Consider the following 13,684-nt stretch of genomic DNA (forward strand, 5'->3'; position numbering starts at 1 on the left):
GGCGGTCAGCTGACGTCGCTGATCAGTCGGTCGAACTGCGCCAGCAACCGCTGCAACTCGATGCCCCGCCCTGGTCGCTGGGCATAGACCATTTCCGCCATGGCAAGGATGCCCGAGGCGTTGGGCAGCGGCAGGTCATTTTCCAGGATGGCCTTCATCCGCGGCAGGAAAATCCACTGCAGCCATTGCTCGAAGTCCAGGGTGTCGACCGCGAACGGCTCGACACTGGCCAGCGCTTCGGCCGAAGGCGAAACGCTGGCCCACCAGCCCTGGACCCGCAACTCCCGTTCGATCAGCAGCAACTGATCGGCGATCTGGGGAAAACGCGTGTCCATCAGAGCGAAACCTTGGCCTTCTGACGGGCCAGCGCCGCGCCGGCCGAATCGCCTTGTTTCTCACGAGCCTGGGCGATCAGTTCCCACAGGCTGGCCTGAAGGGCCGGACGACCGCTGGTGAACGTCAGACCGCGACGGGCCAGTTGTTCGGCTTGCGGCGCATCGCCCTGGGCCATGCGCACCTGAGCCAGGCGATAAAGAACCTGGGGTTCACGCGGCGCTACGCGCTGGGCACGCTCAAGGCTGGAAGACGCACCGTTGAGGTCGCCGCTGGCCTGTTGCTGTTGCGCGGTGGTCAGCAGGGCCAACACCGGACCGTCCAGTTGCTCATCGGCGGACAGGCCACCGGAGCCGGCCGACGGAATGCTGCCTGGCGACGGCGGCATGCTGTAGCTGCCCTGATTGATCGGCGAGGTTTCGATCGGGCCGGGTGTGATGGGGCCCGGCGTGATCGGCGTACTGCTGATCGGCGCCGAGGTCGTGGCACCGCCACCGGGCACCATCACGACCACACCTGTGTCGCCTTGAGGAATAGCCTGGGCCTGACCTTGCACCGGTCGCTTCACCGTCGTTTGCCGGAAACCACCGTTGGCCGACACCCTCTCACTGTTGGAAACGGCAGTACCGGAGTCGACAACCGGAATCGAGCCGCGCTGTACGGTCGAGCAACCACTGAGCAAAGCCACGGCAGTTACCGCTGGAATCAACCACTTGTTCACGTGAAACCCTCTTTGCTTAATTCATCCAGTCCTTGACCCAATCCATCACCGACTCGGCTGGATTCTGTCCGCCGCAGGCGGCACCGGGTGGCGGTTCGCTGCCGCGAATATACGGCATCTGCACCGCGCCCGGGCAATTGGCATCGGAGCCTTGTCCGGTGCGTGAATCGACCCAGGCCTGGACGACGTTGTCCGGCTGCGGCATGTCCAGCGGCAATGGGTCGGCCTTGCGCATGAAGCTGGTCCAGACCTGCAATGCGCCGGTGGCGCCGGTGAACGGCGTCTTGCCGTTGTCATCGCGGCCGAGCCAGACCACCGCCAGCAGGTCCTGGCTGAAGCCGGCGAACCAGCTGTCACGCGAATCGTTACTGGTACCGGTCTTGCCCGCCAGCGTCAGGGTCCGGGGCAGCACGTTATAGACCGAACTGCCGGTGCCTTCACGCATGACCCGCTGCATGGCGCTCTGGATCAGGTAGATGGAACCCGGATCGAAACGCTGCTGGATCTGGAACGGATAACGCTTGAGTGGCTCGCCGTCGGCGGTGAGCACGCTGCGGATCCCGCGCATCGGCGTATTGAAACCGCCGTTGGCCAGCGTCTGGTACATCGCCGCGACCTCGATCGGCGTGAGACCACCAGCCCCCAGCAGCATCGATGGGAAGGCAGGAAGTTCGCGGCTCACCCCCAGGCGCGCCAGCGTCTTGAGCACATTCGGCACACCGACTTCCAGCCCCAGGCGAGCCGTGGACAGGTTGTAGGAATGCGCCAGCCCCTGATACAGGAACACCGTACCGTGGGAACGCCGGTCATAGTTCTGCGGTTTCCAGACCTGGCCGTCCGCGCCCTTGACCGAGAACACCTCGTCCGACAACCAACTGGTCAATGTGTACTGGCTGGGTTTTTCCAGGGCGGTGAGGTACACCGCCGGCTTGATCAGCGAGCCGATCGGGCGCACCGCATCCAGGGCCCGGTTGAAACCGGCGAAACTGGCCTGGCGACTGCCGATCATGGCCTGGACTTCGCCGGTTTCCGGATTGGTCACCACCATGGCGGCTTCCACGTCCTCGGCGCCCTTGCGCGCACCCAGGCGCTTGAAGGTGTCCTCGACCGACGCTTCGGCTTTCATCTGCAGGATCGGGTCGAAACTGGTGAAGATTCGCAGGCCTTCTTCGGTCAAGTCCTCGTCGCGGTAGTCTTCACGCAGTTGACGCTTGACCAGGTCGAGGAAGCCGGGGAACGAGCTGTCCGCCAGGCTGCCGCGCTTGGTCACGCCCAGCGGCATCTTCTTCGCCGCTTCGACCTGCTCGGCCGTCGCCACGCCTTGTTGTTGCAGCAGGTCGAGCACCAGGTTGCGACGCTCGAGGGCCCGCTCCGGATTACGCCGCGGGTTGTAGGAGGACGGCCCCTTGACCATGCCCACCAGCAGCGCCACCTGATGCAGCTTGAGCTCGGACAATGGCTGGCTGAAGAAGAACTGGCTGGCGAGGCCGAAACCGTGCACCGCCCGCTGACCGTCCTGGCCGATGAAGACCTCGTTGAGGTACGCCTCCAGGATCTCCTGCTTGTCGTAATGCAACTCCAGCAGCAGCGCCATCATGGCTTCGGTGAGCTTGCGGGAGAGGCTGCGCTCGTTGGTCAGGTAGAAGTTCTTGACCAATTGCTGGGTCAGGGTACTGCCGCCCTGGCGCATATGCCCCGAGGACGTGTTGACCCAGACCGCCCGGGCAATCGACTTGGGCGAGACGCCGAAGTGATGATAGAAATCCCGGTCCTCGACAGCGACCAGCGTATCGATCAGGAACGGCGGCACCTGGTCGATCTTGATCAGGATCCGGTCTTCGAGGTTCTTCGGGTACAGGCCGCCGATCAACAGCGGCTCGAGGCGCACCACCGAAAGACTCGCATTGTTGGCCCCCGTCAACGCCGCCACGTAATCGCCGGAAAAACGCACGCGCACCGCTTGCGCCTGCTCCATGCCTTCATAGAACTGGAAGCCACGGGTATTGAGATCGACGGTGTTGCCATTGACAGAGGCCTCGCCCGGACCGTTGGCCACGCTTTCACGGCGATAGCCCAAGGCATCGAGCTCGGTGAGGAAATCGTCCTTGCTCAGCTTCTGTCCGACGAACAGCTCCAGCGGCCGGGCGTAGACCTTGGCCGGGATCGTCCAGCGCTTGCCGGAGAACTTCTCCTGGACCACGGCATCGAGATAGACGGCAAAACCGGCAAGCACGACAAGGCCTACCAGGCCGAGTTTAAGGGCCCAGCCCAGCCAGGGCCGCAGGCGGCTGGCGGGTGGTTTCTTGGGGGTACGGGGGGTTCGGGTACGAGTCATGGCGGCGGATTATACGCACTTTGTGCTGGTTCAACATGAGCCCGATAACCTGCGTGATGCATAGTCCATCCGGTTTGCGTTAGCGCAGCTTGCCGCCATAATGACGGCCTTGAATTTTTCCAGACTCTGAAGGATCGCCTGTGAGCCAGTCCCTGATCGCTGCCCTGCAAAACCCGGCCCTCTACCCGCACCCCGTCGAAGGGTTCCAGGTCATCGAAACCCACATTTCCTGGGTCTTGCTCACCGGTCCTTACGCCTACAAATTCAAAAAGCCGGTCAATTTCGGCTTTCTCGACTTCACCGATCTCGACGCCCGCAAGCATTTCTGCGGCGAAGAGCTGCGCCTGAACCAGCGCTTGACCCAGGACCTGTACCTGGAAGTGCTGCCGATCACCGGCAGCGCCGAGGCGCCACAACTGGGCGGTGACGGGCCGGCGATCGAATATGCCCTGAAGATGCGGCAGTTCCCGCAGAGCCAACTGCTCAGCACGTTGCAGGCCAACGGTGAGCTGACCACCGTCCATGTCGACGAGATGGCCGAGCAGATCGCCAGGTTCCACCTCTCCACGCCCAAGGTCCCCGCCGAAAACCCGGCCGGCACCCCGGACAGCGTGATGGCACCGGTGCGGCAGAATTTCGAGCAGATCCTGCCGTTCCTCAGCGACAAAGCTGACCTGACGCAACTCGACGCCCTGCAAGCCTGGGCTGAAAGCAGTTTCGAACGCCTCAAACCGCTGTTCATCCAGCGCAAGGCTGAAGGCTTCATCCGCGAATGCCACGGTGACATTCATCTGGGTAACGCCACCGTGATCGATGGCAACGTGGTGATTTTCGACTGCATCGAGTTCAACGAACCGTTCCGTTTCACCGACGTCTACGGCGACACGGCGTTCCTGGCGATGGATCTGGAAGACCGTGGGCTCAAATCCCTGGCGCGGCGATTCGTCAGCCAATACCTGGAGCTGACCGGCGATTACCAGGGGCTGGAGTTGCTGAACTTCTATAAAGCCTACCGGGCACTGGTCCGGGCCAAGATCGCGCTGTTCAGCATGCCGGCCGAAGCCGACCCGGTGCAACGCGCCACCACCCTGCGCCAGTACCGCAACTACGCCAACCTGGCTGAGAGCTACAGCACCATTCCTTCGCCGTTCCTGGCCATTACCCACGGCGTTTCGGCCGTGGGCAAAAGCCACGTCGCGATGCGCCTGGTAGAGGCACTGGGTGCGATTCGCCTGCGTTCGGACGTGGAGCGCAAGCGCCTGTTCGGCGAGCAACAAGTGCCGAACGATCCCCAGGCCGGCATTTATAGCAGCGATGCCAGCAGCGCCACGTATGCGCGCTTGCATGAAATCGCCGGCGCAATCCTGCGTGCCGGGTTCCCGGTGGTGATCGATGCCACTTACCTCAAGCGCGATCAGCGTGAAGCCGCAGCGAAAATCGCCGAAGCGACAGGCACTCCGTTCCTGATCCTGGACTGCAACGCACCGCAAGCGGTGGTCGAAAACAGGCTGGCGCAACGTCAGGCCGACCAGAAGGATCCTTCCGACGCCACCCTGGCCGTCATCGCTGCACAGCAGGCCAGCCGCGAAGCCCTGACACCGGAAGAGATCCTGTGCAGCAAACCGGTCCAGACCAATGAAAGCGGGACTCTCGACAACGTGGTTGCGCAAATCCGCCAGCGCCTGCCAGGTCTGTAAACAACTATTTCGACCGTGAAGCGACACCCGGCTTCACGGCCGCCAAATAGTGGCACTATACTGGCGTCATAAAACCAACAGGCGACATGACATGAACCGTCCAAAGATTCTCAACACCCCGCTGTATGCCTTGCTGCGCAAAGACGACATTTCAGGCTTCAACAAAGAACGCCCTCAAGGTCCCGTCGACCTGTGCGGCGGTGACTTCCGCGGCCTTGACCTGCGGGAACTGAACGTGGACGACATCGACTTTACGGACGCCTACTTCCGCTCCGCCGATCTGCGCGGCGTGGATTTCCGCAAATCGAAGCTGGAAGGCGCCAGCCTGGCCCATGCGCAGATCTCCGGCGCCTATTTCCCACCCGAGCTGTCGGCCGACGAAATCCTGATGTCGATGAACTTCGGTACCCGGTTGCGCTACCGCACCCGCTGACCCACCGATAGGGCAAGCCCACACGACTGATTCCAGCGCCCCCGCCCGCGCTGGATGGTCGCGGGCTGCCGCTGGTTTTCCCCTTATCGTGCGTTATGCCTTAGAAGTTTTTGCGACAATCCTGCCAAAGAATCACGCTTTTCCTACTGAGCGCTACACTCCTGAGAAGCTTGCCCACTGAACAGTCGGCCGTCGCAAGGAGGCTCGATGAATGATGAACTGCAGCACCTGAAGAATCTGGGCAAGACGTCGGCCCAATGGCTCCACGCCGTGGGCATCCACAGCGCCTCGGATCTGCGTCGGCTCGGAGCGGTCGACGCCTACCGTGCTGTGCGTACCCGCGGTTTCCGGGCTTCCAAGGTGTTGCTGTACGCGATTGAAGGCGCGTTGATGGATATGCACTGGAACGACATTCCCGCCGAACGCAAGGAAGCGTTGAACAAGCAACTGGACGCTATTTCCACACGTCACAAAGCCTGACCTTTTGATTGGTCGAGGTAGCCGTCGCGGTTATTTCGACGAAATGGAAAACAAGGTTTGACATGGTAATGAGAATCGCTATGATTACCACATCCGGTCGCGAGACTGGTCGATATTTGAAAAGCCCTTGGTTCGGACTCTCAGATATCTCCTCATCAGGCTAATCACGGTTATTTGACCCGGCTTTTGCCGGGTCTTTTTTTGCCTGCACGAAACCCAAGCTTTTTCACCTGTCCGCCCATTTGCACGCAATAATCCCTTGTGGGAGCGAGCCTGCTCGCGATGGCGGCAGGTCAGTCGCTTCGATGTTGGCAGGCTCGACGCCATCGCGAGCAAGCTCGCTCCCACAAGGGGCATTCCATATATAAACATCGAGACATACATGAAACTTCTGTGCACCAACGCCGACCTGCCCGACAACGACAGTCGCGGTTTCGACATCGAGGGGCGCAAGGTGCTGGCGGTAAGGCGTGCGGGTCAGGTCCACGTGTATCTCAACCGCTGTCCGCACCGTGGCGTACCGCTGGAATGGCAACCCGACCGGTTTCTCGACGCCAGCGCCAGCCTGATCCAGTGCGCCACCCATGGCGCGCTGTTCCTGATCGAAAGCGGCGAATGCGTGGCCGGTCCTTGTGCCGGTCAGTTCCTGGTGGCACTAGACAGCCGGGAGGACGAGCAAGGCATCTGGATCAAGATGTAACGGCTCAAGCAACACCGGCAGCGCACGGTCCACCCACATCTGCTCGGGCGTCAGCGTGACCCCATAGGCCAGCACCTCTACACCCGCCGCCACCGCTTCGCGCAAGGCAGCCGCGTAGCCCGGATCGATTTCCTCGGCCGGGCGCACCGCGTCGATGCCGTTCAGGTTCACGCAATACAACTGCACCGCACGCACACCTTCGCGGGCCAGACAGGCCAGTTCCCTAAGATGCTTGGCGCCGCGCTGGGTCACCGCATCAGGAAATGCGGCGACGTTGGTGCCATCAAAACCCAGCGTGACGCTTTTGACTTCGACCCAGGCCGAGCCGTGTTCGTAATCCAGGCGAAAGTCGATACGACTGTTTTCCACACCATAGGCCACCTCTCGCTTCAACCCGATGAAGCCGTTCAGCTCGCTGATCACCCCGGCGCGCAACGCCTCCTCGATCAAGCCATTGGCCCGCGCGGTATTGATGCAGGCCAGCCGTCCCTGCGGGGTTTCGCCGACTTCCCAGGTTCCGGGCAGCTTGCGCTTGGGGTCGCTGGAGCGACTGAACCAGACCCGTGCGCCTTCAGCCATGCAATTGAGCATCGAGCCGGTATTGGGGCAGTGAATGGTCAGCAGTTCGCCATCCGCGGTTTCGATATCGGCAAGGAAACGCTTGTAGCGGCGAATCAGTCGACCTTCTTCCAGAGCAGGAGAAAAATGCATCAGCCTTGCCAACTCCGCAGTCCGCGCGCGATTCGCTCCACTGCTTCCTGTAGCCGCGGCAGGCTCTGGGTGTAGGCAAAGCGCACATGGTGCCCGGCCTGATGACGGCCGAAGTCCAGCCCGGGGGTGAACGCCACGTGTTCGGTTTCCAGGAAGTGCTGGCAGAAGGCAAAGGCATCGCCACCAAATGCGCGGATATCGGCATAGAGGTAGAACGCGCCTTCCGGCTCCACAGCAATGCCGAAACCCAGATCGCGCAAGGCCGGCAGCAGGAAATCACGGCGCAGCGCGAATTCGGCCCGACGCTGCTCGAAGATCTCGATGGTCGCCGGCTCGAAGCAGGCCAGAGCCGCGTACTGGGCCACGCTCGGCGCGCTGATGTAGAGGTTCTGCGCAAGTTTTTCCAGTTCACTGACGGCGGCCGAAGGTGCCACCAGCCAGCCCAGTCGCCAGCCGGTCATGCCGAAATACTTGGAAAAACTATTCAGGACGAAGGCATCGTCGTCGACTTCCAGCACGCTGGCGGCCTCGGTGCCATAGGTCAGGCCGTGATAGATCTCATCCACCACCAGATGGCCGTTACGGGCCTTGATTGCCTTCGACAGCCCGGCCAGCTCGTCCCGGGAGAGAAGCGTTCCGGTCGGGTTGGCCGGCGACGCCACCAGCGCACCGACACTGTCCTGATCCCAATGACGGTTCACCAGCTCGGGGGTCAACTGGTAACGCACGTCCGGCCCCACCGGCACCAGTTGCGCCGCGCCTTCCACCAACCGCAGGAAGTGCCGGTTGCAGGGGTAGCCAGGGTCCGCCAGCAACCAGTGCTTGCCCGGATCCACCAGCAGGGCACTGGCCAGCAGCAACGCACCGGAGCCGCCCGGGGTGATCAGGATACGTCGGGGATCGATGCTCACCCCGTAGCGCTGCCCATAGAAGCCGGCAATGGCTTCACGCAGCTCGGGGATGCCACGGGCGGCGGTGTAGCGGGTCTTGCCCGCCGCCAGCGCGGCCTGGCCGGCCTGGATGATCGGCTCGGCCGTGGTGAAGTCCGGCTCGCCGATCTCCAGGTGAATGACGTCGTGTCCGGCGGCCTGCAGTTCATTGGCACGGGCCAGCAGCGCCATCACATGGAAAGGTTCGATGGCGCGACTGCGCGCACTGTAGGGCTGAGCCATTAGCCTTCCTTCGCATAAAAAAGAACCGATTCTACCCAACTCTCCGCCCAAGTCAGAAACAACTGTGGGAACGAGCGCGAGCCTGAAATGGTCATAGCCCGCGGATTGCAGGAAATGACTCCGGCGATTGGCCCAGGCTTGACTAGAATCAAGCATTGAGCAGGATGACCTCTTCACCGGACTGAACCCGGCCATGCTTTGCGAAGCCCCGCCCGCCGCAGGCTCGACAACCGGGAGTGGCGCGGCCCGATTCGATCTGGTAAGTTCGCCCGCTTGCAGCCGCAGGGCCGGCAGGTGTCGGTGATGGAGCAATCCTGCGTAGTGGATTACAAGAGTAGAGGCGGTCCATTCATGCCCACCCAAGCAAAGCAGAATCAAAACCAGTCGCTCAGCGGGTTTGAGCCTTATGTCCCTAAAGCGGGCGAAGAGTACATGGGCGCCCCCATGCGCGCGCACTTCACCAAGATCCTGAACAAGTGGAAACAGGACTTGATGCAGGAAGTCGACCGCACCGTGGATCACATGAAAGACGAGGCGGCCAACTTCCCCGACCCGGCCGACCGGGCCAGTCAGGAAGAAGAGTTCAGCCTGGAACTGCGTGCACGTGACCGTGAGCGCAAGCTGATCAAGAAAATCGACAAGACGTTGCAGTTGATCGAAGACGAAGAGTACGGCTGGTGCGAGTCCTGCGGCATCGAGATCGGCATCCGCCGCCTGGAAGCCCGCCCGACGGCCGACTTGTGCATCGACTGCAAGACCCTGGCGGAAATCAAGGAAAAACAGGTCGGCAAGTAATTGCCTGGGCTGTTACCAAAAAACGGAGCGTTCATACGCTCCGTTTTTTGTTTGCATCAGTTCTCATTTAGAACATATGAACCCCCTGTGGGAGCGAGCCTGCTCGCGATTGCGCCGGATCAGTCACCTCTGCGGTGACAGGCACACCGCTATCGCGAGCAGGCTCGTTCCCACAAGGGACAGTGTTCCTCCACTATTATTTCCCTATGACTGCCACCTCCTCCTACATCGGCCGCTTCGCCCCCACTCCCAGCGGCCATCTGCATTTCGGCTCGCTGGTCGCCGCGCTGGCGTCGTACCTGGATGCCCGGGCCGTCGGCGGGCGCTGGCTGTTGCGCATGGAAGACCTCGATCCGCCCAGGGAAGAACCCGGCGCACAGATGGCGATTCTCAAGGCCCTGGAAAGCTACGGCTTCGAATGGGACGGCGAAATGGTCCGCCAGAGCGAGCGCCATGAGGCCTACGATCAGGTGATCAATCGCCTGTTCAGCCAAGGCCTGGCGTATGCCTGCACCTGTTCGCGCAAACAACTGGAGGCGTATCAGGGTGTGTATCCGGGGTTGTGCCGCAACGCCGGGCACGGCACTGAAGACGCCGCCATCCGCCTGCGTGTTCCCGAGCTCGAGTACCACTTCATCGACCGCGTACAAGGCGAGCTCCGCCAGCACCTGGGCCGCGAGGTCGGCGATTTTGTCATCCGTCGCCGCGACGGGCTCTATGCTTATCAACTGGCCGTGGTGCTGGACGACGCCTGGCAAGGAGTGACCGATATCGTGCGCGGCGCCGACCTGCTGGACTCCACACCCCGCCAACTCTATCTGCAAGAACTGCTCGGGCTGCCGCAACCGCGTTACCTGCACGTGCCATTGATCACCCAGCCGGACGGGCACAAGCTGGGCAAATCCTACCGTTCGCCACCGCTTGCGGCCGATCAGGCCACGCCACTGCTGGGCAGGGCCTTGCGAGCACTGGGCCAGGAACCAGGCCGCGAACTGCTCGATGCCAGCCCCCGGGAGTTGCTCGCGTGGGGCGTTCACCACTGGGATGCGGCCAAGATCCCGCGCACAATGACCCTGCCCGAAGCGCAAATACGTTGACGGCCCTTGCAGCTTGGCGCCCATCCGTTACCATCGCCGCACGTTTTCGGGCACGCGCTTAAAAAAAGAGAGGCCGGGATGTACATCTATCGCTTGGTCCTGCTCCTGGTAGTGGGGATTTATCTGTTCTCCCCGGCCATCATGGATTGGTGGATCGACGCCACGGGTGCCTGGTATCGGCCGTATCTGCTCTGGCTGATCCTGATCGTCGTGACCTTCATCCTGCAGAGCCAAAAAGATGCCGATGAGCTTTAGCCTGACCCAGATGATCCTGATCAGCGCGGCCTACCTGGCCATGCTGTTCGGCGTGGCCTGGATCAGCGAACGGGGCATGATCCCCCGGGCGATCATCCGCCACCCGCTGACCTACACCTTGTCGCTGGGTGTCTACGCCAGTGCGTGGGCGTTCTACGGCACGGTCGGGCTGGCCTACCAGTACGGCTATGGCTTCCTGTCCAGTTACCTCGGTGTGTCGGGGGCGTTCCTGCTGGCGCCGGTGCTGCTTTACCCGATCCTGAAAATCACCCGCACCTACCAGCTGTCGTCCCTGGCCGACCTGTTCGCCTTTCGCTTTCGCAGCACCTGGGCCGGCGCACTGACCACGATCTTCATGCTGGTGGGTGTGTTGCCGTTGCTGGCCCTGCAGATGCAAGCCGTGGCCGACTCCATCAGCATCCTCACCCACGAGCCGGTGCAGCACCGGGTAGCGCTGAGCTTCTGCGTGTTGATCATCCTGTTCACCATTTTCTTCGGTTCCCGGCACATCGCCACCCGGGAAAAACACGAGGGCCTGGTGTTCGCCATCGCCTTCGAGTCGGTGATCAAGCTGATCGCCATCGGTGGCGTCGGCCTCTACGCGCTGTACGGTGTGTTCAACGGCCCGCAGCAGCTTGAACTGTGGCTGCTGCAGAACCAGACCGCCCTCGCGGCCCTGCACACGCCGTTGCAGGAAGGCCCGTGGCGCACGCTGTTGCTGGTGTTCTTCGCCTCGGCGATCGTGATGCCGCACATGTACCACATGACCTTTACCGAAAACCTCAACCCGCGCTCGCTGGTGAGCGCGAGCTGGGGCCTGCCGCTGTTCCTGCTGCTGATGAGCCTGGCGGTGCCGCTGATCCTATGGGCCGGGTTGAAGCTGGGGGCCAGTACCAACCCCGAATACTTCACCCTCGGCATCGGCATCGCCGCCAACAACCAGGCCCTGGCCCTGCTGGCCTATATCGGTGGCCTGTCGGCGGCCAGCGGCCTGATCATCGTGACCACCCTGGCGCTGTCGGGCATGGCCCTCAACCACCTGGTGCTGCCGCTCTACCAGCCACCGGCCGAGGGCAATATCTACCGCTGGCTGAAATGGACCCGGCGGGCCCTGATCGTCGCGATCATCATGGCCGGCTACGGCTTCTATCTGATGCTGGGTGACGGACAGGACCTGGCCAACCTGGGCATTGTCGCCTTCGTTGCCACCTTGCAGTTCCTGCCGGGCGTGCTGTCGGTGCTGTACTGGCCGACCGCCAACCGCCGTGGCTTTATCGCCGGCCTGCTGGCGGGCATCCTGGTCTGGCTGGTTGCCATGCTGTTGCCGCTGCTGGGCAACCTGCAAGGTTTCTACATTCCGCTGCTGAACATGATCTATGTGCTCGACGACACCAGTTGGCACATGGCAGCTATCGCCTCGCTGGCGGCGAACGTGCTGATGTTCACCCTGATCTCGCTGTTCACCAACGCCAGCAGCGAAGAAGCCAGCGCCGCCGAAGCCTGCGCGGTGGACAACGTTCGCCGCCCGCAACGCCGTGAGCTGCACGCCGCCTCGCCCCAGGAGTTCGCCACGCAACTGGCCAAGCCCTTGGGTGCGAAGGCCGCGCAGAAGGAAGTCGAACAGGCCCTGCGCGACCTTTACCTGCCTTTCGACGAGCGCCGCCCCTATGCCTTGCGCCGCCTGCGAGACCGGATCGAGGCCAACCTGTCCGGCCTGATGGGCCCCAGCGTAGCCCAGGACATGGTCGAGACCTTCCTGCCCTACAAGGCCGGCGGCGAAAACTACGTCACCGAAGACATCCATTTCATCGAAAGCCGCCTCGAGGATTACCACTCACGCCTCACCGGCCTGGCCGCCGAACTCGATGCCCTGCGCCGCTATCACCGCCAAACCCTGCAGGAACTGCCGATGGGCGTGTGTTCCCTGGCCAAGGATCAGGAAATCCTGATGTGGAACAAGGCCATGGAAGAACTGACCGGAATCGCCGCCCAGCGTGTGGTTGGTTCACGCCTGAGCACCCTGGGCGAGCCATGGAAAGGCTTGTTGCAAGGCTTCATCGACTTGCCGGACGAGCACCTGCACAAGCAGCACTTGGCCCTCGACGGCCAGACCCGCTGGTTGAACCTGCACAAGGCGGCCATCGACGAGCCGCTCGCCCCGGGTAACAGCGGCCTGGTGCTGTTGGTGGAAGACCTGACCGACACGCAGATGCTCGAAGACAAACTGGTCCACTCCGAACGACTGGCGAGCATCGGCCGACTGGCGGCCGGGGTGGCCCACGAGATCGGCAACCCGATCACCGGTATCGCCTGCCTGGCGCAGAACCTGCGCGAAGAGCGCGAAGAAGATGGCGAACTGACGGAAATCAGCAGCCAGATCCTTGAACAGACCCGCCGCGTGTCGCGTATCGTGCAGTCGCTGATGAGTTTTGCCCACGCCGGCGGCCACCAACACAACGACGAGCCCGTCTGCCTGGCCGAAGTGGCCCAGGATGCCATTGGCCTGCTGGCCCTCAACCGGCGCAACTTCGAAGTGCAATTCTTCAACCTGTGCGACCCGGATCATTGGGTCGACGGCGATCCCCAGCGGCTCGCCCAGGTACTGATCAACCTGCTGTCCAACGCCCGCGACGCTTCACCGGCCGGTAGTGCGGTGCGGGTCAAGAGCGAAGCCAGCGAACACACGATCGACCTGATCGTTGAAGACGAAGGCAGCGGCATCCCACAGAACATCATGGACCGGTTGTTCGAACCCTTCTTCACCACCAAGGATCCTGGCGAAGGCACCGGACTGGGCCTCGCACTGGTCTATTCCATCGTTGAAGAGCATTATGGACAAATCACCATCGACAGCCCGGCCGATGTTCAAGGCCAACGCGGCACCCGTATACGGGTGACCTTGCCGCGTCATGTCGAAGCGACGTCCGCTGTGAACTGAGACCGTCGAGAGAATCG

The 13,684-nt window shown here is 62.3% G+C and carries 13 protein-coding genes; 8 read left to right on the forward strand and 5 right to left on the reverse strand.

The window, feature by feature from the left end; translation table 11 throughout:
- Nucleotides 1-5: 5 nt before the first annotated feature.
- From LOY67_RS23295 to mrcB, 3 genes are read right to left on the reverse strand one after another with little or no spacing between them, the layout of a single operon-like run.
- The gene (locus LOY67_RS23295) at nt 6-335 is read right to left on the reverse strand and encodes a YqcC family protein (protein ID WP_265064621.1); all 330 of its coding nucleotides are present in this window, start codon (nt 333-335) and stop codon (nt 6-8) included.
- Nucleotides 335-1,054: a tetratricopeptide repeat protein gene (locus LOY67_RS23300; protein ID WP_265064622.1), complete on the reverse strand. Its 720-nt coding sequence runs from the start codon at nt 1,052-1,054 to the stop codon at nt 335-337. The genes LOY67_RS23295 and LOY67_RS23300 overlap by 1 nt, the downstream gene beginning before the upstream one ends.
- A 16-nt stretch (nt 1,055-1,070) precedes the next feature.
- On the reverse strand, nt 1,071-3,389 hold the full coding sequence (gene mrcB / locus LOY67_RS23305) for a penicillin-binding protein 1B (RefSeq protein WP_265064623.1): 2,319 nt from the start codon (nt 3,387-3,389) through the stop codon (nt 1,071-1,073).
- A 140-nt stretch (nt 3,390-3,529) separates the two neighbouring features.
- Here mrcB and LOY67_RS23310 point away from each other — a divergent pair, with 140 nt between their 5' ends.
- The 4 genes from LOY67_RS23310 (at nt 3,530) to LOY67_RS23325 (ending at nt 6,699) form a co-directional block, all read left to right on the forward strand.
- Complete coding sequence (locus LOY67_RS23310) at nt 3,530-5,086, forward strand: AAA family ATPase (protein WP_265064624.1); 1,557 nt, start codon at nt 3,530-3,532, stop codon at nt 5,084-5,086.
- A gap of 91 nt (nt 5,087-5,177) precedes the next feature.
- Entirely contained in the window at nt 5,178-5,519 is a 342-nt protein-coding gene (locus LOY67_RS23315; RefSeq protein ID WP_265064625.1) for a pentapeptide repeat-containing protein, read from the forward strand.
- Nucleotides 5,520-5,726: 207 nt separating this feature from the next.
- A complete protein-coding gene (locus tag LOY67_RS23320) occupies nt 5,727-5,999 on the forward strand; it encodes a TfoX/Sxy family protein (RefSeq protein WP_024779602.1) in 273 nt (90 codons plus the stop codon).
- Nucleotides 6,000-6,381: 382 nt separating this feature from the next.
- On the forward strand, nt 6,382-6,699 hold the full coding sequence (locus LOY67_RS23325; protein ID WP_265064626.1) for a Rieske (2Fe-2S) protein: 318 nt from the start codon (nt 6,382-6,384) through the stop codon (nt 6,697-6,699).
- Here LOY67_RS23325 and sfsA read toward each other — a convergent pair.
- Nucleotides 6,655-7,410 (reverse strand): DNA/RNA nuclease SfsA, encoded by a 756-nt coding sequence (gene sfsA, locus LOY67_RS23330; RefSeq protein ID WP_265064627.1) that lies wholly within the window; start codon nt 7,408-7,410, stop codon nt 6,655-6,657. The two genes, LOY67_RS23325 and sfsA, sit on opposite strands and share 45 nt — an antisense overlap.
- Complete coding sequence (locus LOY67_RS23335; protein ID WP_265064628.1) at nt 7,410-8,582, reverse strand: pyridoxal phosphate-dependent aminotransferase; 1,173 nt, start codon at nt 8,580-8,582, stop codon at nt 7,410-7,412. Before LOY67_RS23335 ends, sfsA begins: the two co-directional genes overlap by 1 nt.
- Nucleotides 8,583-8,933: 351 nt before the next feature.
- Here LOY67_RS23335 and dksA point away from each other — a divergent pair, with 351 nt between their 5' ends.
- The 4 genes from dksA to LOY67_RS23355 all read left to right on the forward strand — a co-directional run bounded on the left by dksA (nt 8,934) and on the right by LOY67_RS23355 (nt 13,667).
- Nucleotides 8,934-9,377: an RNA polymerase-binding protein DksA gene (gene dksA / locus LOY67_RS23340; protein ID WP_024779597.1), complete on the forward strand. Its 444-nt coding sequence runs from the start codon at nt 8,934-8,936 to the stop codon at nt 9,375-9,377.
- A 206-nt stretch (nt 9,378-9,583) separates the two neighbouring features.
- Nucleotides 9,584-10,474, forward strand: coding sequence for a tRNA glutamyl-Q(34) synthetase GluQRS (gluQRS, locus tag LOY67_RS23345; protein WP_265064629.1), 891 nt, complete (start codon nt 9,584-9,586; stop codon nt 10,472-10,474).
- Nucleotides 10,475-10,552: 78 nt separating this feature from the next.
- Entirely contained in the window at nt 10,553-10,729 is a 177-nt protein-coding gene (locus LOY67_RS23350) for a hypothetical protein (RefSeq protein ID WP_003176118.1), read from the forward strand.
- A complete protein-coding gene (locus tag LOY67_RS23355) occupies nt 10,713-13,667 on the forward strand; it encodes a sensor histidine kinase (protein WP_265064630.1) in 2,955 nt (984 codons plus the stop codon). The genes LOY67_RS23350 and LOY67_RS23355 overlap by 17 nt, the downstream gene beginning before the upstream one ends.
- The last annotated feature ends 17 nt before the right edge of the window (nt 13,668-13,684 follow it).

This window comes from Pseudomonas sp. B21-056, from assembly GCF_026016325.1.
GTDB lineage: Bacteria > Pseudomonadota > Gammaproteobacteria > Pseudomonadales > Pseudomonadaceae > Aquipseudomonas.

Excerpts from the sequence above, each read along its gene's own strand:
- gluQRS (WP_265064629.1), top strand. The coding sequence starts at position 9,584 with ATGACTGCCACCTCCTCCTACATCGGCCGCTTCGCCCCCACTCCCAGC.
- LOY67_RS23355 (WP_265064630.1), top strand. The coding sequence starts at position 10,713 with ATGCCGATGAGCTTTAGCCTGACCCAGATGATCCTGATCAGCGCGGCC.
- LOY67_RS23315 (WP_265064625.1), top strand. The coding sequence starts at position 5,178 with ATGAACCGTCCAAAGATTCTCAACACCCCGCTGTATGCCTTGCTGCGC.
- LOY67_RS23320 (WP_024779602.1), top strand. The coding sequence starts at position 5,727 with ATGAATGATGAACTGCAGCACCTGAAGAATCTGGGCAAGACGTCGGCC.
- dksA (WP_024779597.1), top strand. The coding sequence starts at position 8,934 with ATGCCCACCCAAGCAAAGCAGAATCAAAACCAGTCGCTCAGCGGGTTT.
- LOY67_RS23350 (WP_003176118.1), top strand. The coding sequence starts at position 10,553 with ATGTACATCTATCGCTTGGTCCTGCTCCTGGTAGTGGGGATTTATCTG.
- mrcB (WP_265064623.1), bottom strand. The coding sequence starts at position 3,389 with ATGACTCGTACCCGAACCCCCCGTACCCCCAAGAAACCACCCGCCAGC.
- LOY67_RS23325 (WP_265064626.1), top strand. The coding sequence starts at position 6,382 with ATGAAACTTCTGTGCACCAACGCCGACCTGCCCGACAACGACAGTCGC.
- LOY67_RS23295 (WP_265064621.1), bottom strand. The coding sequence starts at position 335 with ATGGACACGCGTTTTCCCCAGATCGCCGATCAGTTGCTGCTGATCGAA.
- sfsA (WP_265064627.1), bottom strand. The coding sequence starts at position 7,410 with ATGCATTTTTCTCCTGCTCTGGAAGAAGGTCGACTGATTCGCCGCTAC.
- LOY67_RS23335 (WP_265064628.1), bottom strand. The coding sequence starts at position 8,582 with ATGGCTCAGCCCTACAGTGCGCGCAGTCGCGCCATCGAACCTTTCCAT.